Origin of the sequence: Pseudomonas svalbardensis (assembly GCF_030053115.1) — a bacterium.
Lineage (GTDB): Bacteria > Pseudomonadota > Gammaproteobacteria > Pseudomonadales > Pseudomonadaceae > Aquipseudomonas > Aquipseudomonas svalbardensis.
In genome coordinates this window covers 3,996,352-4,017,100 of the sequence record NZ_CP125619.1, presented here as the reverse complement: position 1 = coordinate 4,017,100, position 20,749 = coordinate 3,996,352, and the positions used below count along the sequence as shown (strand labels likewise).

General features: G+C 60.5%; 7 protein-coding genes and 2 pseudogenes. 4 read left to right on the top strand and 5 right to left on the bottom strand.

What is annotated here, in order from left to right; genetic code table 11:
* Nucleotides 1-22: 22 nt before the first annotated feature.
* Genes QFX16_RS18525 through QFX16_RS18515 form a run of 3 tightly spaced genes read right to left on the bottom strand, consistent with a single transcriptional unit; the run spans nucleotide 23 to nucleotide 4,436 of the window.
* On the bottom strand, nucleotides 23-1,351 hold the full coding sequence (locus tag QFX16_RS18525) for a TolC family outer membrane protein (RefSeq protein ID WP_283180838.1): 1,329 nt from the start codon (nucleotides 1,349-1,351) through the stop codon (nucleotides 23-25).
* A 1-nt stretch (nucleotide 1,352) separates the two neighbouring features.
* The gene (locus QFX16_RS18520; RefSeq protein ID WP_283180837.1) at nucleotides 1,353-2,693 is read right to left on the bottom strand and encodes an HlyD family type I secretion periplasmic adaptor subunit; all 1,341 of its coding nucleotides are present in this window, start codon (nucleotides 2,691-2,693) and stop codon (nucleotides 1,353-1,355) included.
* Between the two features lie 6 nt (nucleotides 2,694-2,699).
* A complete protein-coding gene (locus QFX16_RS18515; protein ID WP_283180836.1) occupies nucleotides 2,700-4,436 on the bottom strand; it encodes a type I secretion system permease/ATPase in 1,737 nt (578 codons plus the stop codon).
* A 682-nt stretch (nucleotides 4,437-5,118) separates the two neighbouring features.
* On the opposite strand from QFX16_RS18515, the gene QFX16_RS18510 reads away from it, so the two are divergent.
* The 3 genes from QFX16_RS18510 (at nucleotide 5,119) to yiaY (ending at nucleotide 18,885) form a co-directional block, all read left to right on the top strand.
* A complete protein-coding gene (locus QFX16_RS18510; RefSeq protein ID WP_283180835.1) occupies nucleotides 5,119-15,996 on the top strand; it encodes a peroxidase family protein in 10,878 nt (3,625 codons plus the stop codon).
* 653 nt (nucleotides 15,997-16,649) lie between these two features.
* Complete coding sequence (locus QFX16_RS18505; protein ID WP_283184600.1) at nucleotides 16,650-17,345, top strand: tRNA (adenine(22)-N(1))-methyltransferase; 696 nt, start codon at nucleotides 16,650-16,652, stop codon at nucleotides 17,343-17,345.
* 391 nt (nucleotides 17,346-17,736) lie between these two features.
* On the top strand, nucleotides 17,737-18,885 hold the full coding sequence (gene yiaY / locus QFX16_RS18500) for an L-threonine dehydrogenase (protein WP_283180834.1): 1,149 nt from the start codon (nucleotides 17,737-17,739) through the stop codon (nucleotides 18,883-18,885).
* Between the two features lie 122 nt (nucleotides 18,886-19,007).
* Here the strand turns inward: yiaY and QFX16_RS29565 are convergent, their stop codons facing one another.
* Both QFX16_RS29565 and QFX16_RS18495 read right to left on the bottom strand, forming a co-directional pair.
* A complete protein-coding gene (locus QFX16_RS29565) occupies nucleotides 19,008-19,430 on the bottom strand; it encodes a hypothetical protein (RefSeq protein ID WP_349294098.1) in 423 nt (140 codons plus the stop codon).
* Nucleotides 19,393-20,144: pseudogene (locus QFX16_RS18495) on the bottom strand (diiron oxygenase); the annotation flags it as partial. The pseudogene QFX16_RS18495 and the gene QFX16_RS29565, both read right to left, overlap by 38 nt.
* Nucleotide 20,145: 1 nt before the next feature.
* Here QFX16_RS18495 and QFX16_RS18490 point away from each other — a divergent pair.
* Nucleotides 20,146-20,661: pseudogene (locus tag QFX16_RS18490) on the top strand (helix-turn-helix transcriptional regulator); the annotation flags it as partial.
* Nucleotides 20,662-20,749: the final 88 nt, after the last annotated feature.

Below are 20,749 nucleotides of genomic sequence, written 5' to 3'. Positions count from 1 at the left end.
AAAATTGCCGCGCTGGTGAAAGTCAGTTGGTGACCAACAGTTCCGGGCCGAGGTAGTCGTTGATGTGGTCGATATCGTCGTCGCCCAGACTGCCCACCGAAGAGGCCAGACGCAGGCGCGACATCAAGTAGCGCAGCTTGGCCTCGAACAGATCGTGACGCGCAACGAAGAGCAGCTCTTCGGCATTGAGGACATCCGAGTTGGTGCTGGTGCCTCCTTCTTTGAAGCCTTTGCGTGTCGAAGTCAGCGAGCGTTCGTTGGACTCCACTGCTCTCTCCAGCGCTTGAATACGTGTGGCGCCGCTCTGTACGCCGCGATACTCACGGGTGGTACCGGTGATGACTTCCTGGCGCGTGGCGTCGAGTTCGTCCAGGGCCTTATAGCTATTGGCACTGGCCTGGCGGGTCAACGCGCTGGTGCCGCCACCGCTGTACAACGGGAAGTTTACTTCCAGCCCGATTGAGCCGTAGCGGTTGCGTTGATTGAGCTCGGAGATTGATTGACTATCGCCCGCGGTGTAGCCGGCAACGAAATCCAGTGTCGGCCAGTGGCCGGCCCTGGCGCGCTTTACTTCTTCTTCGGCGAGGTCGCTGCTATGACGGCGCGCATGGATCAGCGGGCTGTCGCTCTGGGCTTTGACCAACCAGTCCTGCAGGTTGCTCGGTAGCAGCGGTGGCGTATTGAAGCTCGGACGCAAGGTGGTCAGGGATTCGGGGGTTTCTCCGATGTACTCCTCAAGCTTGCGGCGCGCATTGACCAGGTTGTCCTGCGCTTCGATCAGCTCAACCGCGGCGAGGTCGCGGCGAGCGACCGACTCGTCGATGTCGGTGACGGTGCCGGCCCCCAGCTCCATGCGCCGTTTCGCCGAGGCGAGTTGCTCATCGAAGGCGCTCAGCTTGGACTTGGCGAGGACGATGGTTTCGCTGGCCAAAAGCACGTCGAAATAGCTTTCGGCGAGGCGCACCGCGGCGTCCTGACTCTTGGCATCGAACACCGCGACGCTGTAGTCGGCACGCTGTTTACCTTGGCGGTACTCGGCCATTTTCTGTTTGTTGAACAGCGGCTGGCGCAAGCGCACGTTAGCGCCCTTGGAGTCGTAGTCGAGATCCCTTTCGACGCCGCTCTGGCGCTGGGTGCCATTGACCTTGTTGTCGTAGGCCGAGGCACTGATCTGCGGTAGCAAACCCGCCATGCCGATGGCGCGGTTTTCCACACCAGCCTCCTTTTCATGCACGGCGGCGCGATAGACAGGGCCTTGATACTGCAACAGATCCCAGGCTTGTTTGAGGTCCATGGCGCTGGCCGGGAGGGACAGCGCCAGCAGGCAGAAGATCAGGCAATGACGGTCCATTTCATTGTTCCTTGAAGGAGCTGTCAACACGCTCAAGCATTGGTTTGAGAAGATAGCTCATCATGTTGCGCTCGCCAGTCTTGATGGTGACGCTGGCGGGCATACCGGGACGAATGTGATTGCTGCCAAGAAGGCTCATACCATCGGGCGTGACTTCTACCTGAGCCAGGTAGAACGGTTCCTTGCTTTCCTCGTCGAGCAGGCGGTCTGCGGAAACGGTTTTCACGCGGCCGGGTATGTTCGGCGTCTGGGCATGGTTGAAGGCCGGGAAGGCAATGTCTACGGCCAGGCCGGGGACCATCTTGTCGATGGCCTGCACGGGAATCATCGCGTCGACCTGCAGCGGTTCGTTGTCCGGAACGATTTCCATGATCTTGAAGCCGGGCTGAATGATCCCGCCGATGGTCGCAATGCTCAGGGACTGGACGATGCCATCGATCGGCGAGCGAATTACCGTGTGGGTCACTTCATAGTCCAGCGCACGCAAGCGGTCGGCCAGGGTGGTGTTTTCCTTGGCGGTGTCGGTGAGCTGCGATTCGACTTCCTTCTGGTAATCGTGCTGGCGCTGCAGGATGCGCAACTTGATTTCGGTGGTCTGGCTACGTATGCGAGCGATGTTATTGAGGTTCTCGGCCTGGCCGGCGGAGAGGTCGGCATTGCTGCGTTCCAGTTCAAGCAGACGGTTGCGCGGCACATAGCCTTCGGCCGCCAGCACGCGGGTGCCTTTCAGTTCCTGGTTGAGGAAGTTGATCTGCGAGGCGCGGGAGCCATAGACCTGCTGCAGTCCCTTGAGCTGCACCGCCGACGCCGCGAGGTTTTCCTGCAGGATGCTGATTTCGCCAGCGAGGCCGGCGCGCCGGGTGTCCAGCAGGCGTTGTTGCAGACTCATGGCGGCCACCAGGCGGTGGTCATTCCCGAAGCGCTTGAGCAATTCGGGATCGTAGTTCACCACATCGCGGCCGTCACGTTCCGCTTCCAGGCGGTTTTCCACCGTCTTGCTGACGATGTACTGGGCGCTGACCGCACCCTGTTCGGCAGCGGCACGCAGCGAGTCAAGGCGGACCACCTCCTGGCCCTTTTTCACTGAATCGCCTTCGCGAACAAGAATGGCCTCCACGGTGCCGCCGCTCAGATGCTGCACGGCTTTGCGATTGCTGGTGACTTTTACCGTGCCTGTCGCCACCACGCCGGCATCCAGCGGCGCCAGCCAGGACCACAGGAGGAAACCGCCGAAGCCGGCGAGCATCAGCAACATGCCCCAGCGCACGGGCTTACCGACGTCCAGATCCACTTCGTTCCTGGGATCGGCGAGAATCATGTCGGTGTGTTGGTTCATTTGCATGATCGTTTACTCCCGTGCTTTGACGGAGGCCAGCGGAGTTGACGCGCCTGCAGGCATCACACTGGCCTTGCGCAGCGCTGCGAATACTTCGTCGCGAGTGCCGAGCATCTGCACGCCGCCGTCGCGCAGCATCAGCACCTTATCGACGGCGCAGAGCACATTGGGACGGTGGGAAATCAGAATGACGGTGGCGCCGCGGTTTTTGAGTTGGGCCAGCGCATCGACCAAGGCCTTTTCACCGACGTCGTCGAGGTTGGCGTTCGGCTCGTCCAGCACAATCAGATTGGGTTCTCCATACAGCGCGCGGGCCAAGGCGATGCGTTGCTTCTGGCCACCGGAAAGCGGGCTGCCATCGGTGCCCAGACGGGTCTCATAACCCTGCGCAAGACGCAGGATCATCTCGTGGACTCCAGTCGTCCTGGCGGCGCGGATGACCGCGTCGCTGTCCACTTCGCCAAAGCGCGCAATGTTGTCGGCGATGGTGCCTTCGAACAGCTCCACGTCCTGTGGCAGGTAACCGAGCCAGGGGCCAAGTTCGCCCTTGTTCCAGGTGAATATGTCCGCGCCGTCCAGGCGCACCTTGCCGGCCTGTGCCGGCCAGACGCCGACCAACAGGCGGGCGAGGGTGGATTTGCCCGAGGCGGATGGACCGATAATGCCAAGGCTTTCGCCGGGGGAAAGGTTGAAGCTCACCCCGCGCAGAATCGTGTTGCCGGTGCCGGGGGCGCCGGCATACACATTCTCCACCGCCAGCATGCCCAGCGGCCGCTGCAGCGACATGCTCGGTGGCCGGCGCGGATAGTCGTTCAGCATCTCGTTCAACCGGCCCCAAGCCGAACGGCAGCCAAGCAGCTGCTTCCACGACGCGATGACTTGTTCCACCGGGCCCAGCGCGCGGCCGGTGAGGATCGAGCAAGCAATCATCATCCCGGGGGTGATCTTGCCTTCGATCGCCAGCAGCGCGCCGGCGCCGAGGATCAGCGACTGCAAAGTGATACGCACGAAGCGCCCGGTGCTGCTGATCAGGGCGGCACGGTCGGAGGCCAGGGTCTGCATTTCCAGTATGCGCAAATGGCTTTGGTACCAGCGCTTGCCGATCGACGGCAGCATGCCCATGGCCTCGATGACCTCGGCGTTGCGCAGGTTGTTGTTGGCGTAGCTGGCGGAGGAGAGGGCGGCTTGATTGGCTTCGGTCAGTGGCTTTTGCGTCGCCTTCTCGGTGAGATAAGCCAGGCCCACCAGAATCAGCGAGCCGATCAGCGTGATCAGTCCGAGCAGCGGGTGGATCAGATAGGCGACCAGCAGGTAGATCGGCGTCCATGGCGCATCAAAGAAAGCGAACAGGCCATTGCCGGTGAGGAACTGACGCACCTGCGCGAGATCCTGCAGGGCCTGGGCCGGATTACCACCGGCGCGGCTCAGGTTACGCTCGAATGCTGCGGTGAAAATGCGTCGATTGAGGTCCATGTCGAGGCAGTTGCCGACCCGGATCAGCACGCGGGTGCGGAACATTTCCAGCGTGGCCATCAGCATGAACAGGCCTATCACCAGAATGGTCAACATCGTCAACGTTGTGACGTTGCGACTGACCAAGGCCCGATCATAGACCTGCAACATATATATAGCTGGCGTCAACATCATGACGTTGATCACGCCGCTGAACCCTGCGAGCGAGTAAAAACTGCGGCGAAGTCGAAAGAGAGCGTCAGCCAGTTCTGATCGAGTGCTCGATTGTTTGTGCATTTTGGGTGACCCCTCTTCAAAAAGCCGTTTGCCCTTGCGGCGCAACAACTAACAGATGCAGTTCCGCAGGCAGCTGGTTGAGACGCAGGTTGGTCGCTCTAGGGGCGCATCACCTGCAAATCACTGCGTCGCTCTCATGGCTAGCAGCGTAGGTGTGGTCGTAACAATCTGAAATAACATTTCGCTCTAATGCTGCGAATGAATTCCTATAAGTCTCATAAAAACAGCTAGTTAATAGGTCAATCACCAGTCGTCTGTTTTTCGTGTCGTAAAATTGACAATTTTTCGCTATGGAACTTTAGTCTCAGTCATTGAGGGGGCCGGCCGCCTGGAGTCTGTCAACTTTTTGGCAACGCAAGGCGTCAAGATTTTCCCGATGGAGCACACATGTCGATGATTTCGTTCTTCTGCAGAGTGAAGGGGATGTTCAAGAAGTTCGCCTTTTCTTCAAGTTTCCATGGCCCTCCCAGGGCACGGGTTCGCTCTGCCTAATCGCTTAGTGAGCCATTCTTTCGCGAATTCCAGGCGTGCATCCCGGGGGGCCGTGTAACGGCTTTGCCATCCCGCGCCAGCGCTCGCCCAAAAAAAAGAACCAACACACTGCGCAAGCCAGCACCGGACTGGGCGTGGGAGGATTCTTATCGTCCCGTGCCCTTCCCCAAAGAGATCGAGGGCAATCTAAATGGCCAATTTCAACAAGTCGGACCTGGAGTTCATCCTCAAGCAAATCTTCATCGCAGAAGCGCATGCCGACGGCGCCAGCCTCAGTGATTTGCTACCCAACAGCCAGGTGCCATTCGGCCTGCGCACCGTCGATGGCAGCTACAACAACCTGGTCGCCGGGCAAACCGAATTTGGCGCCGCGGACAATTCCTTCTTGCGTCTGCTTGATGCCCAGTATCGAGCGGCGTACGCCGGGACAGGAACGGTGGTCGACCCGCAGCCACGGATTATCAGTAACCTGATTGCCGACCAGACCGCTAACAACCCGGCCGCAGTAGCGGCGAACGGCGGTGCAAACCCGGTGATCAGCCCCGGTCTGGATGGCGTGTTCGGTACGGCTGACGACAAGGAAGTGTTCTTCATCCCCAACCAGTCGCCGGACGTTGGTCTGACCGCCGGCTTCAACTCGTGGATGACCTTCTTTGGCCAGTTCTTCGACCACGGCCTCGACCTGCTCAGCAAGAGCAGTACCGACTTCGTGTTTATTCCGCTGCAGCCGGACGATCCGTTGTTCGTGCCGGGCAGCCCGACCAACTTCATGGTGCTGTCACGGGCAGTGCATACCCCCGGCGCGGACGGAATACTCGGCACTGCCGATGATGGCCAGCCCAACACCACCTCGCCGTTCGTGGACCAAAGCCAAACTTACAGCTCGCACCCCTCGCATCAGGTGTTCCTGCGCGAGTATGTCCTCAACGCGGCAGGTGACCCTGTTGCAACGGGGCGCTTGATTACCAACCGCGATCTCGGCGCCGACGGCAAGTTCGGCACTGCCGATGATGGCGATGGCGAAAATGGCGGCATGGCGACCTGGGCAGTGGTCAAGGCCCAGGCCCGTGACATTCTCGGTATCAACCTGACCGACGCCGATGTGCACAGCGTGCCGCTGCTGGCAACCGATGCGTATGGCAGCTTCATCCGGGGGCCGAGCGGCATGCCACAGGTGGTGATGCGCGTTAGTAACGGTGCTGACGGTATCGCCGGGACGGCTGATGACGTCACGCAACTGGTCGAAGGCAACCGGGATGCTCCGATCAGTCTGGCCAGCGCTGTGAGCACCGGGCATGGCTTCCTCGACGACATCGCCCACAATGCCGCGCCGGTAGTCGTCGGCGGGGTTCTGCAGGCGGATGCTGACGCCGATATCGGCAATGCGCAGCCCGTTGGCGCGGGCGGCAAAAACCTGACCTACGACAACGAACTGCTCGACGCTCACTACATTGCCGGCGACGGCCGGGTGAACGAGAACATCGGCCTGACCACGGTGCACCATGTGTTCCACTCCGAGCACAACCGCCTGGTCCAGCAATCCAAGGACACCCTCCTTGCCGCCGGCGATCTGGCCTTCCTCAATGAGTGGCTGGTGGACGACGTGACCGCGATACCGACTACACCCGCCGAAATCGCGGCGTTGGTGTGGGACGGCGAACGCCTGTTCCAGGCCGCCAAGTTCGGCACCGAGATGCAGTACCAGCACTTGGTGTTCGAGGAGTTCGCGCGGACCATTCAGCCGCAGATCGACGAATTCCTTGCACCCAACGGGTATGACACCTCGATCAACCCGGCAATCCTCGCCGAGTTCGCCCACGTGGTGTACCGCTTCGGTCACTCGATGTTGACCGAGACCGTCGATCGCTTCGACCCCGAGTTCAATCCGCTCCTCACTGACCCGAACAACCCGGACTCGCAACTTGGTCTGATCGCGGCCTTCCTCAACCCGCTGGCGTTTGTCGGCAGCGGGGCGACTGCGGACGAAGCGGCAGGGGCGATCATTCGCGGTGTGACCCGTCAGCTCGGCAACGAGATCGACGAGTTCGTCACCGAAGCGTTGCGCAACAATCTACTCGGTCTGCCGCTCGATTTGCCGGCCTTGAACCTGGCGCGTGGTCGCGACACTGGCATCCCTACGTTGAATGAAGCGCGCCGTGAGATGTACGCATCAACCGGCGACAGCCAACTCAAGCCGTACATCAGTTGGGCTGACTTTGCGGACCACCTCAAGCACCCCGAGTCGTTGGTCAACTTCATCGCTGCCTATGGCACGCATGACACGATTACGGCGGCGACCACACTGGCAGACAAACGCGCTGCAGCCTTGGCGCTGGTATTCGGCGGTACTGGTTCACCGGCTGACCGCCTGGACTTCCTCAACAGCACCGATGCCTATGCTAACGTAACGCTGGCCGGCAAGGATGGGCTGCTGGGTACTGCCGACGACGTGACGGGTGTGACGATCACGGGTCTTGACGACATCGACTTCTGGGTCGGTGGCCTCGCCGAGCAGAAAATGCCGTTCGGCGGCATGCTCGGCTCGACGTTCAATTTCGTGTTTGAAACCCAGATGGAGGCGTTGCAGAACGGCGACCGTTTCTACTATCTGTCGCGCGTCGCGGGCCTGAACTTCGGCACCGAGTTGGAGAACAACTCCTTTGCCAAGCTGATGATGCTCAACACCGATGTCACCCACCTGTCGAACACCGTGTTCCTGACGCCGACGTTCACCCTCGAAGTGAATCAGGCCAATCAGTTCACTAACCTTGGCGTGGACGGCAAAGCCGATCCTACTGGCGGCATCATGATCAACGGCGTGGAAATCGTGCCGCTGGTGATCCGCGACAACCCCAACACCGCAGGTCTGGACAGTAATTATCTGCAATACACCGGTGAAGACCATGTCGTCCTGGGCGGCACCGCCGACAATGACATCATCGTCTCCGGTGACGGCGATGACACCCTTTACGGCGACGGCGGCAACGACCGCCTCGAAGGTGGCGCCGGGAACGATGCGGTACTGGGCGGCGCGGGCGATGACATCATCACCGACTCGTTCGGCGACAACCGTCTGGAAGGCAATGCCGGTAACGATGTGATCGTGGCTGGCAGCATGCTGGTTGGAGGTAACCTGATCCTGGGGGGCGATGGCCAGGACTTCATCATCACCACGGAAGACGTCTCAACCACCTTCGGCGGTCAGGGTGACGATTTTATCCTCGGCGCCAAGACCAACCTGCCAGCTACCGGTGGCGAAGGTGATGACTGGATCGAGAAGGGCACCCAGGACGGTGCGCCTGGCGATAACGCCTCGCCGTTGCTCAATGACGATACGATCGGCAACGACATCTTTGTCGGTGGTGGTGGTTTCGACGAAATGATCGGCGAGGGTGGCGATGACATCTTTGTCGGCAGCGATGCCCAGGACAATATGGACGGCATGTCCGGTTTCGACTGGGTAACCCATAAAAATGACAGGGTCGGCGTGACCGTTGACCTGACCATGGCTGCGCTGGCGCAGCCACACGGCAACGCGCCAAACCAGAACAACGGGCCGTTCAATCCGGTCGGCGCGTCGCCGGCCTCGATTCTCGACCGTTTTGCCGAGGTCGAAGGCTTGTCTGGTTCGCAATTCGGCGATGTGCTCAAGGGCGATAATGTCAATGCGGTCACTATCGTCGACCACGGTGGCGCCACGGGCTCAGCGCTGACCAATGTGGCGTTGATCCGTGGACTGGAGCAGTTTCTGGCCGATGCCGGCTTGCCGACCACCGGATTTGCCACCGGCAACATCATTCTGGGTGGCAATGGCAGTGACCTGATCGAGGGTCGCGGTGGCGATGATCTGATCGATGGCGACAAATGGCTCAACGTCAGGATTGCGGTCTATGACGTCGGTGACGTCAATCATACCGGCCCCGAGATCGCCAGCTTCGACAGCATGGTCGATATGATCCCGTTCATGATCGACGGCACCTATAACCCGGGGCAACTCAAGGCCGTGCGGGAAATCCTGCCCGGCACCTCGACAGGCGGGGCGGCTTTCGACACCGCCATTTTCTCCGGGCTTCAGTCCGAGTATGTGGTGACGCGTGACACCCGCGGCACGGCCAATGTGGCGGACGATGTCTGGACGGTGACCGATACCGAAGTGGGTCGCGACGGCACCGATACCTTGCTGCATATCGAACGTCTGCAGTTCGCCGATACCCAGCAAGTGCTGGTGCCGGGGCTGAATGCACAACCGCTCGGCAGTCCAACCGTCACGGATGCAAACGGCGGCGCAATCACAGTGGGCGACACGCTGACGGTGAACGTGGCCGGGGTGCGCGATGCCAACAACATCGCGGTGGGTAATCTGCAGGGTTTTATCAACAACGCCTCGGTGTCCTACTTTTGGCAGTTCGAAGCCGACCCGGGCACCGGCATTTTCGAAGACATCATTCTGCTGCCTGCCGGTGACCTGGCATTCCAGAGCGCAGACGGCACCGCCTTCAAGGTCTCGCCTGATCTTGCCGGGCTGTCACTGAGGGTCAAGGCGATCTATCAGGATGGTCATGGCACGACTGAAGTGCTGTTCTCGCAGCCGACTGCCGTGGTGGAACCCGGCGCGCCGGTTGTGCCGACGGCCCAGACACCCGTCGTCAATGCTACCGCGGGCGGCGAGGGCCTCAACATGGTCCGCTCCGACCTCAACTTCATCCTTGATCAGATCAAGATTGCCGAGGCTGACGCGGCCGGTCAGGACATCCTTTCGCTGATCCCGAATATCCGCGCGCCGTTGGGCCTGCGTGCGGTCGATGGCTCGAACAACAACCTGATGAACCACAACGGCATCAACAATACCGAGTTTGGCGCCGCCGATAACGTCTTTCCGCGCGTGACCGATCCGGTCTTCAATCCCGCGGAAGGTGCGCCTGCCGGCTTCTTCGGCCCCGGCTCGCCGGCCATTCCGGGATCGTCGTATCAGCAGACCAGCGGCTACGTGTTTGACTCGCAACCGCGCACCATCAGTAATCTGATCGTCGACCAGACGTCGAACAACCCGGCGGCCTATGCCACGGCTTACGACCCGGGTGCGGACGGTGTGCTCAACTTCGGCGCGGAGGATAACGACGACGTGCTCAAGGATGGCACACGGATAGTCGCCAGCCCCGGCATGGATGGTCAGTTCGGGACTGCCGACGACCACGATGTGTACCTGTTCGAGAACACCACGGCGGATGCGGGGTTGTCCGCGCCGTTCAACGCCTGGATGACCTTCTTCGGGCAGTTCTTCGATCATGGGCTGGACCTGCTTACCAAGGGCGGTTCGGGCACCATCTTCATCCCGCTGCAACCGGATGATCCGCTGTATGTGCCAGGTGGCCACACCAACTTCATGGTGCTGACCCGCGCGACTAACCTGCCAGGGGCGGACGGCGTTCTCGGCACGGCCGACGACATCCATGAACACACCAACACCACGTCGCCATTCGTGGACCAAAACCAGACCTACAGCTCGCACCCGTCGCACCAGGTTTTCCTGCGCGGTTATGAGCTGACCGACAACGGCCCCATCGCGACCGGCAGGCTGATCACTAACCGTGACCTGGGGGCTGACGGCAAGTTTGGGACTGCAGACGACACCGAAATCGGTGGTATGGCGACCTGGAAAGTGGTCAAGGCGCAGGCCAACGACATTCTGGGTATCCACCTTACCGATGCCGACGTCGATAACTCGCCGCTGTTGGCGACCGACGCCTATGGCAATTTCATCAAGGGGCCGAACGGCTTCCCGATGGTCGTGATGAAGGGGGTTGACGGTCTGGGCGGCACGGCTGATGACGTTCTGGTCGAAGGCAATCCGCTTTCCCCCATTAGCCTGACCAATGCTGTGCGCACCGGTCACCAGTTCCTCGCCGACATTGCCCACAATGCAGCGCCGGTGTTCAGCAGTGGCGTGCTCGTGCCTGACGCTGATTCCGCTATTGGCAACGCAGTGCCGGCCAATCCGCACACCGGGGCCAACCTGGCCTACGACAACGAGTTGCTCGATGCGCATTACATCGCTGGCGACGGCCGGGTCAACGAGAACATTGGCCTGACCGCGGTGCATGCGATTTTCCACTCCGAGCACAATCGGCTGGTCGCGCAGACCAAGGACACCGTGCTCGATTCGGCTGACCTGGCCTTCCTCAACGAGTGGCTGCTGACCCCGGTGAGCGGTTTGCCCGCCAACCAGACGGAGATCGATGCGCTGGTGTGGAATGGCGAGCGCTTGTTCCAGGCTGCCAAGTTCGGCACCGAGATGCAGTATCAGCACCTGGTGTTCGAGGAGTTTGCCCGGACCATCCAGCCCAACGTCGACCTGTTCTTCGCACCGACCCAGGTCTATGACGTTGACCTCGATGCCTCGATCGTCGCCGAGTTCGCCCACACCGTGTACCGGTTTGGCCACTCGATGCTGACCGAGACCGTCGATCGCTTCGATGTCGATTTCAACGTGGTCGGCGATCCGAACAGTGCTGATCCTGATCAGCAACTCGGCCTGATCGCGGCGTTCCTCAACCCGTTGGCGTACGCCGCCAGTGGCGTAACGCCCGAGGATGCGACCAGTGCGATCGTGCGTGGGATGACTCGGCAAGCCGGTAACGAAATCGACGAGTTCGTCACCGAGGCGCTGCGCAGTAACCTGCTCGGCCTGCCGCTTGACCTGCCGGCGATCAATATCGCCCGTGGCCGCGACGTGGGGATTCCTTCGCTCAATGCGGTCCGCCGCGACATCTACAGCCAAACCGGTGATACCCAACTCAAGCCCTACACCAGCTGGGTCGACCTGGTGCAGCACCTCAAACATCCAGAGTCGTTGATCAACTTCATCGCGGCCTATGGCACCCATGACACGATCACGGCGGCGACCACGCTGGAAGGCAAACGCGCTGCAGCCCTGGCGCTGGTATTTGGTGGTACGGGTGCGCCGGCCGACCGTCTGGACTTCCTCAACGGCACTGGCACTTGGGCCAACGTGACGCGGGCCGGCAAGGATGGGCTGCTGGGGACTGCCGACGATCTGAAGGGCGTGACTGTCACGGGCGTCGATGCCATCGACCTCTGGATCGGCGGCCTGGCCGAAGAGAAAACTCCGTTCGGCGGCATGCTCGGCTCGACGTTCAACTTCGTGTTCGAGAACCAGCTGGAAAAACTGCAGGACGGTGACCGCTTCTACTACCTGGAGCGAACTGCTGGCCTGTCGATGAACGCCGAACTGGAAAGCAACTCGTTCGCCAAGCTGATCATGGCCAACACCTCGGCCACTCACTTGCCGGGGCTGGTGTTCTCGGACCCGGCGTTCTATCTGGAAAGGGACCAGAGCAAGCAGTACAACGATGGCCTGGGCAACGCCGATCCGCTTGGCGAGAATGGCGAGAAGGTGGTGTTCCGCGACAACCCGCTGACCGCGGGGCCGGACGCCAACTACATCAAATACACAGGTGAAGAGCACATCGTGCTGGGCGGCACCAACAATGCAGACATCCTCATCGCGAGTGAAGGTGATGACACGGTTTGGGGTGACGGCGGCAACGATCGCATCGAAGGCGGTGACGGCAACGACCAACTGCGCGGTGGCGCCGGCGACGACATCATCAGCGACCGCGGCGGCGACGATAACATCCAGGGTGGCGACGGCAACGACGTGCTGCACGGTGGCAACGGCGTCAACCTGATCATCGGCGGGTTCGGTAATGACTTCATCGTGACCGGCGAGGACGCTTCCGAGGCCATTGGTGGCCACGGCAACGACTTCATTCTGGGTAGCAAAGCCAACGAACAGGATATGGGTAACGAAGGCGACGACTGGATCGAAAAGGGCACCTCGGACGGTGCACCTGGCGACAACTTCGACCCGCTCGGCAACGACCCTGTCATCGGCCACGATGTGTTCATCGGCGGTAACGAGAACGATAAGTTCAACGGCGAAGGTGGCGACGACATCATGGTGGGCAGTCTCGGTTTCGGTGACCGCTATATCGGCGGCTCCGGCTATGACTGGGCAACCTTCAAGGGGCTCGCCCAGGGCGTGACCATCGATTTCACCGACCGCTTTTTCGATGTTCCGCCGCTGCCGGGTTCGGGTGCTTCGGCGCAGGTAAGTTTCGACATCATGGAAGGTCTGTCGGGTTCGTCCCACGGTGACTTCCTGCGCGGTGACAACGAAGATGCCACGTCTCTGCCCTCTGCGGGTGCAACCGGCAGTGTGTTGACCAACATTGACCTGATCGACGGCCTCGCTGATCTGCTGCCCGCCGGAGCGACGTTCTTCGACGGCGGCAACATCATCCTCGGCGGTGGCGGTAGCGACCTGATCGAAGGTCGCGGTGGTGACGACATCATCGACGGTGACAAGTGGCTGAACGTACGCATCAGCGTACGGGCGAACGCTGACGGCACTGGCGCGGAAATCGCCACGTTCAACAGCATGGAGCCACTGGTGCCGTTTATGCTGAACGGTACTTACAACCCGGGCCAGTTGGTCATCGTGCGGGAGATTCTGACCGGCACCGACAGCTTCGACACTGCGTTGTTCTCCGGTACTGCGGGGGAATACGGCGTCGAGATCGATGGCGACACGGTCATTGTGACCGACTCGGTGGCGGGGCGTGATGGCGTCGATCGCTTGACGGGCATTGAGCGACTGCAGTTCGCTGACGTTGCGCAGTTGTCCGGAGTGGGCACCGCGCAAAACAACGACCCATCGGGCCATCTGGCAATCCTCGATGCTGGCACCGGTGTGCGTGACGATACGCCTGTCGCCGGCCAGTTGTTGCGCGTCAGTGATCGAGCGGTACACGACGCGGACAGCCAAAGCGTAACCAATCCGACCGGTGCGGTGACTGGCGGGGTGGCTTACTTCTGGCAGGTCGAAAACATTGCCGGCTCGGGCATCTATGACGACATCACCTTCGTCGCCGCTGGCGAGGCAACGCGGGCGAGCGGCACCACCTACCGGGTGACGGACGATGTGGCGGGTCTGAACATCCGCGTCCGGGCGGTGTACCAGGATGCCAAGGGCACGCTGGAGATCGTCGACTCGTCCGGGAACAGTACACCGACCGAAGGGCCGACCGTTATCGGGCTTGCAGTACAGAACCAGCTGTTGACCGCTGACCCGACGAGCATCATCGACGCCGATGGCCTGAGCACTACGCAGTTCACCTACCAGTGGCAGGCGAACGACGGGCTTGGCTTCGTCAACATCGCCGGCGCTACCGGTAGCACGTTCGCGCTTGGCCAGGCTCAGGTCGGCCAGGAAGTGCGCGTGGTGATCGGTTACGTGGATAACTTCGGTGTGGCCGAAAGCGTTTCGTCCAACATCCTGGGGCCGGTGGACAACGTCAATGATGCACCAACTCAAGGGCCGACCGTAACCGGGCTTGCAGTGCAGAATCAGCTGTTGACCGCTGACCCGGCGAGCATCATCGACATTGATGGCCTCAGCAATCCGCAGTTCACCTACCAATGGCAGGCGAGCAACGGGCCTGATTTCGTCAACATCGCCGGAGCTACCGATAGCACGCTCGCGCTTGGCCAGGCTCAGGTCGGCCAGCAAGTGCGCGTGGTGATCGGTTACGTGGATGACTTCGGTGTGGCCGAAAGCGCTTCGTCCAACATCCTGGGGCCGGTGGCCAACATCAACGATGCACCGACAGGCGCGTTGCTGATCAGCGATACAACCCCGGATCAAGGGCAGGTGCTGACCGCGCTGACGGCCGGGATTGCCGATGCGGATGGGCTGGGCACATTCAGTTTCCAATGGCAGCAAGGTGTCGGCGCGTCCTTCACCGACATCAACGGCGCGACCGCTGCGACCTTCACCCCTGGTGCGGCGCAGGTCAATCTGCAACTGCGAGTGATCGTGCGCTACACCGATGGCTTCGGTACGCTGGAGTCGGTGACCTCGGCGGCGACGGTGGCGGTTGCGGCTCTGGGCGTGGTGCTGCAGGGCAACGCTTTGGACAACACCCTCACCGGCACCGTAGGTAACGATGTGCTGTTTGGCCTGGGCGGGAACGATACGCTGAATGGCCTCGCCGGTATCGACCAGTTGTTTGGCGGCACTGGCAACGACATCCTCAACGGCGGAGACGACAACGACGTCCTCAATGGCGAGGACGGCAACGACACCCTCAACGGTGGGCTCGGCGCGGATGCCATGAACGGCGGTGCTGGCAACGACACGTTTGTGGTCGACAACGTCGGTGACCTTGTCACCGAGGCGCTGGGTGGTGGTACCGATCTGGTACAAACCAGCCTGACAAGCTACCAGCTCGGTGCCAACGTCGAGAACCTGACCTATACGGGCGCCGGTGACTTCACCGGTACCGGTAACGCGCAGGCCAACACCATCACCGGCGGGGTGGGTAACGACCTCCTCAATGGCGGTGCAGGTGCTGACCGGATGTTGGGGGGCGCCGGCAACGATACCTACGTCGTCGATGCAGCCTTGGACGTGGTGGTCGAGGTGGCGGGTGGCGGTACGGACACCGTGCAGACTTCGCTGGCCAGCTACACGCTGGGCGGTAATGTCGAAAATCTGACCTACACCGGAGTCGGCAACTTCGTCGGCAACGGTAACGGGTTGAACAACGTCATCACCGGCGGGGGGGGTAATGACACCCTCAATGGTGGCGGCGGCAACGACCAACTGTTCGGTGGCATTGGCACGGATACCCTGAACGGTGGCACTGGCAATGACTTTATCGATGGCGGTACTGGCAACGATACGGTCACTGGCGGTGCCGGCAACGACATGATGGTTGCCAGCAGTGGCAACGATATCTTCATGTTCGCAGCGGGCTTCGGGACCGATCAGATCATCGGCTTCGATGCCGACGCGGTGGGAGGCCAGGACCGGCTCGATATTTCCGCGTTCGGCGTCACTGCTGCGACCTTTGCCGGCAACGTCATCATCACCGATGTGGGTGCGGATACCTTGATCAGCTCCGCAGGACCTGAGTCCATCCGCCTGGTCGGTGTGGCCGATGCAACAACCGTCACTGCCGCGGACTTCATTCTCGCCACTTGAGGTCCTGATCAGTACTGTCGCAGACGCGTGAAAAGCGGAGGGGAGGGCATGGATGCCCTCTCTTTTTTTCTTAAAAAAATCTGGCTGTTTGTTGAGCTGAAAATGGGTGAGCCGCCCTGGCAGGTCGGTATGTCGGACCGTAGGAAACGCTTGCTCCGGCCTTCACCCTGTAACCCAAACGTGATGAATTCTTCCCACTGACCTTAACTGCTGAACAAGCTGATAAGACTCCAGGCTGCCCCTATCGTAAAAATGAAAAGAATGAGTACCAGCGTGAGGATTAGCGGCTCGATGCGCATGAAAGTGACTCCTCGGAAGGGCTAGCAATGCGCGCCTGATCTGCGGCGCAGGTGCTAGTGAACACACAGCATTCTCTGTGCCAAAAAATTTAACAGCCTATAATTCCCCGCCGGCGGGGCAGCCTGCTTCTGTGGTCAGTTCTCCATCGGAAAAGTTGAAACAGGATGCGGGTAATACAGCCCATTTATGGGGAATTTCTCTCAACGCGGGTATGGCAATATCACTGATAGCTTCAGGTTGGTATTGGAGGCCGGTTCTGGAACGCTCTGTCCACTTATGGCCGGGATACGTGCTTGCGCCTTTCGCTACCTGCTGATATCGACCTGATGCGGACACTGAAAAAGGAACGGCGGTTGAACGAACAGACATTGTCCCAGCGCCTGGAGCGCGTGGCGGCGCATGTGCCAGCAGATGCGCGCCTGGCTGACATCGGCTCGGATCACGGCTACCTGCCGGTGGCGTTGATGCGCCGTGGCGCGATCGTGGCGGCGATGGCCGGCGAGGTGGCATTGACGCCGTTCCGCTCGGCCGAACGCACCGTGCGCGAAAACGGCCTGGACCAGCGGATCACCGTGCGCCTGGCCAATGGTCTGGCGGCGATCGAGCCGGGAGACGGGATCACGGCGATCAGCATCTGCGGCATGGGCGGCGAGACGATCCGCGACATCCTCGACAGCGGCAAGGCACGTCTGAGCGGCCAGGAGCGCCTGATTCTGCAGCCCAACGGCGGCGAGCAGCCACTGCGCCAATGGCTGATGGAAAATGGCTACCGCATCCTCTGCGAGGAACTGCTGCAGGAAAATCGCTTCGACTACGAAATCATCGTCGCCGAGCGCGCGGGGCCGGTGATGTACACCGCCGAGGAGCTTTACTTCGGCCCGCTGCAGATGCAGGCACGCAGCCCGGCGTTCCTGATCAAGTGGCAGCGCATGCTGCGCGAGAAGCAGAAGACCCTGACCCACTTCGCCCGTGCGCGGCAGGCCGTGCCCGAGGAGAAGGTGCAAGACATCGCCCGGCAGGCCCGGTGGATCACCGAGCTGCTGGCTTGAGCTCGGTCCAGGGGGTGTACGAAAAAGTCGCCGAGTGGCGATCAGGCAAGCCGAATTTTCCGAGGGCGACTATTTAGCTCCCTCGCCACAGGTCTCGCGCCGGACTTGTCAGGGCGCATTACCTCCCAGTACTAAAGGAGGTGCCAATGGAAGCTAAAGGACCATTCCAGTCTGGCGTCATAGGGTTAGGCTCAATCCCATGATCAAAAGATACCGGCTGCGATGGCCCATCCACCTCTGCATCTTAAAACACTGTTCGCCTGAACACTTGATGTAGCAAATCTCCCGCTGAACTTCGTCAATGATGACAATCAGACCAGCCTCACAGCCTGCGATATGAGTAGAAGACCTCACCTGATTTTCGGGTTTCCAGAATAAAAGAGGAATTATCATGAGCAGCACCTTCTTCATTCCATCCGTGAACATGATGGGCATTGGCAGTCTCGGCGAAGCAATGCTCGCAATCCGCAAATATGGTTTCCGTAAAGCCTTGATCGTCACTGATGCAGGCCTGGCCAAAGCCGGCGTGGCCGCCAAGGTAGCCAGTCTTCTGGCCCAGCAGGACATCAACTCCACCCTGTTTGATGGCGCCAAACCGAATCCGACGGTCAGCAATGTCGAGAAAGGTCTTGAGCTGCTCGGTCGCAGCGACTGTGATTTCATTATTTCCCTGGGCGGCGGTTCACCCCATGACTGCGCCAAGGGCATTGCCCTGTGCGCCGCCAACGGCGGGCACATCAGTGATTACGAAGGCGTGGATCAATCCGCCAAGCCACAGATGCCGTTGATCGCGATCAATACCACCGCCGGAACGGCGAGTGAAATGACCCGTTTCTGCATCATTACCGACGAAGTCCGGCACGTGAAAATGGCCATCGTCGACCGTAACGTCACCCCACTGTTGTCGGTCAACGATCCTTCGCTGATGGCAGGCATGCCCAAAGGCCTGACCGCCGCCACCGGCATGGACGCGCTGACCCACGCTATCGAAGCCTACGTGTCGACTGCGGCAACGCCGATCACCGATGCCTGTGCACTCAAGGCCGTGGAATTGATCTCGGCCAACCTGCGCACTGCCGTTGCCCAGGGTGACGACATGACCGCCCGGGAAAACATGGCCTACGCGCAATTTCTTGCCGGCATGGCGTTCAACAATGCATCGCTGGGCTATGTCCACGCCATGGCGCACCAACTGGGTGGGTTCTACGACCTGCCCCACGGCGTCTGTAATGCGATCCTGCTGCCCCATGTCGCCAGCTTCAACGCCAGCGTATGCCCGGCCCGGTTTAAAGACATTGCCAACGCAATGGGTGTCGACACTCAGCATCTGGATGCGGAAAAAGGCGCCGCCGCGGCCATCACCGCCATCCGTAAACTGTCTTCGGATGTCGGTATTCCGAGCGGTCTCGCCGAACTGGGCGCCAAGGCTGACGATATCCCGATCCTGGCAACCAATGCCATGAAGGATGCCTGCGGCTTTACCAATCCGCGTCCTGCCAATCAGGACGAGATCGAGCAGATTTTCCATACCGCGATGTAACCGATGTGAAGTGACGCCAGTGTCTAGTCCTGAACCAGGTTTACACCTGTTTCACCCTAACGCCCGATGCACCGCATCGGGCGTTTTGTACTTTAAGCAAAAGCTGCTATTGGTTTTGCGCGTTATGACAGGCGCGATTCGCGTGTCGCGCTGCTCAAGCGCTCGGCCGCTATACCGATGCGCGAAAACACCAGCCACACAAAAAGCAGCACGCTGCAGCCAATGAGGATTGATGCGACGGCAATCAATGGCTCGACTGACGGGAAGCCCTTGAGGCGCAGCGTCAGTGCGCCGAGCATCACCGGGACGCCAACGTTGTACGTCCAGAACTGTGCTGCAGCAGCGCGCCCTTCGGTGATCGACGGGTGCGCTGTGCCGATGAGTCCGAACAGTGCCATCGATACCCATCCCAACAGATTGACATGGGCATGTACCGCGAAGAGCGAGTGGTCGCCGAAAGCGCCCATCGCCACGCCCAACACGACGCCAATGGCAAAGTAGAGGGCAGCGAGCCGAAACCAGGTTGCGCGTAAGCAGCCGGCCAAAGTGTGGATGCTGCACGCCCGAGACAATGTATTGCCAGCGGTAGGCGCTCAGCACGGAGGCTTTGATTTGCGCTGTCTCATCGACACTGAACGATCGTGAAACATTTCGAATAAAGTAGTCGGCATCGGATGCCGATTGTGCCGGCAGGATTGTGTCGACGGCCGCCACCAGCGCAATCAGATCGTTCACTGCCTGGTCGCGCTCGGCCGGGGAGAGTTTCGCGTGCTCCGCCTCCCACTCCAGTTCATCGAGTACGACGTGCCGGCTTTCATCCTTCCAGTGAAATTTGAAGACATCCTTTAACAGTGGGCACAACTCCTCGCGCGGGGCGATGCTTTGCACGTAGTGCGTCTGAACAAACAGCTCGATATGACAGGTCAGCGCCAACACCGACCAGGTGCTGGCCGCCAGTACCGCGCGCGCCACATCGTTTGGATCGGCAACTTGACGATATCCCGTTGGCAATTGCGTACTAATCATCGTCTCAATGCGCCGGAACAGCTCCTGATGCTTGATCTCGTCGTTTGAAAAGCGCACCAGCGCTTCGAGTGCGAGCTGATCGTCAAAGACATGGGCCCGACCTTGATCGAGCATTTTGGCACTGATAAACGCTCGACCAGGCCAAAAATATACGCATAGGTTCGACCCTGAATCTGGCTAAGCAGGCGCGCCTCGTCCGCGGCGAGAAAGGTCAGGCGGTCGATCCGCGATAGTCAGTTAGACGTGCGCGCGACGGCTTCGGGCGCCTGGGTTGAAAGCTCATTCCGTTTCGCTGTCAGTGAGATCGCGGCGGGGCGCGTCGGCTCGACAACGGTCATCGTCAAGCTATCCGAATTGCTGTTCGTCGAAGCCGTCAGTCAGTATGTCGCGAACCTCCCGGCTGAGCGGCGCGGGTGGCTGGCGGGTTTGCGGGATCCGCATATCAGGCGCGCACTGGCGCTGCTCCATGCTCGTCCAACCGAGGGCTGGGCGGCAGAAGCCCTGGCGCTTGAAGTGGGCATGTCGCGTTCGGTATTCGCGGAGCGATTCACGGCATTGGTCGGACAGCCACCGATGCAATACCTGACGCTCTGGCGCATGCACGTGGCGGCTCAACACCTGCGCGAAGGTCGCGGTAATGTGGCGCAAATCGGCTTTGCAGTTGGCTACGAATCCGAAGCAGCATTCAGTCGCGCATTCAAACGCCAGTCCGGTATATCACCCGGCACCTGGCGCAGACAATCAGCATGAGAAGGTCCGGTGCCGATGGACACTCTGATCAAGCCAGGCAGCAAGTGTCTCCTCTTCAGCAGTGTTCAGAATGTCTCCATCTCGTGCT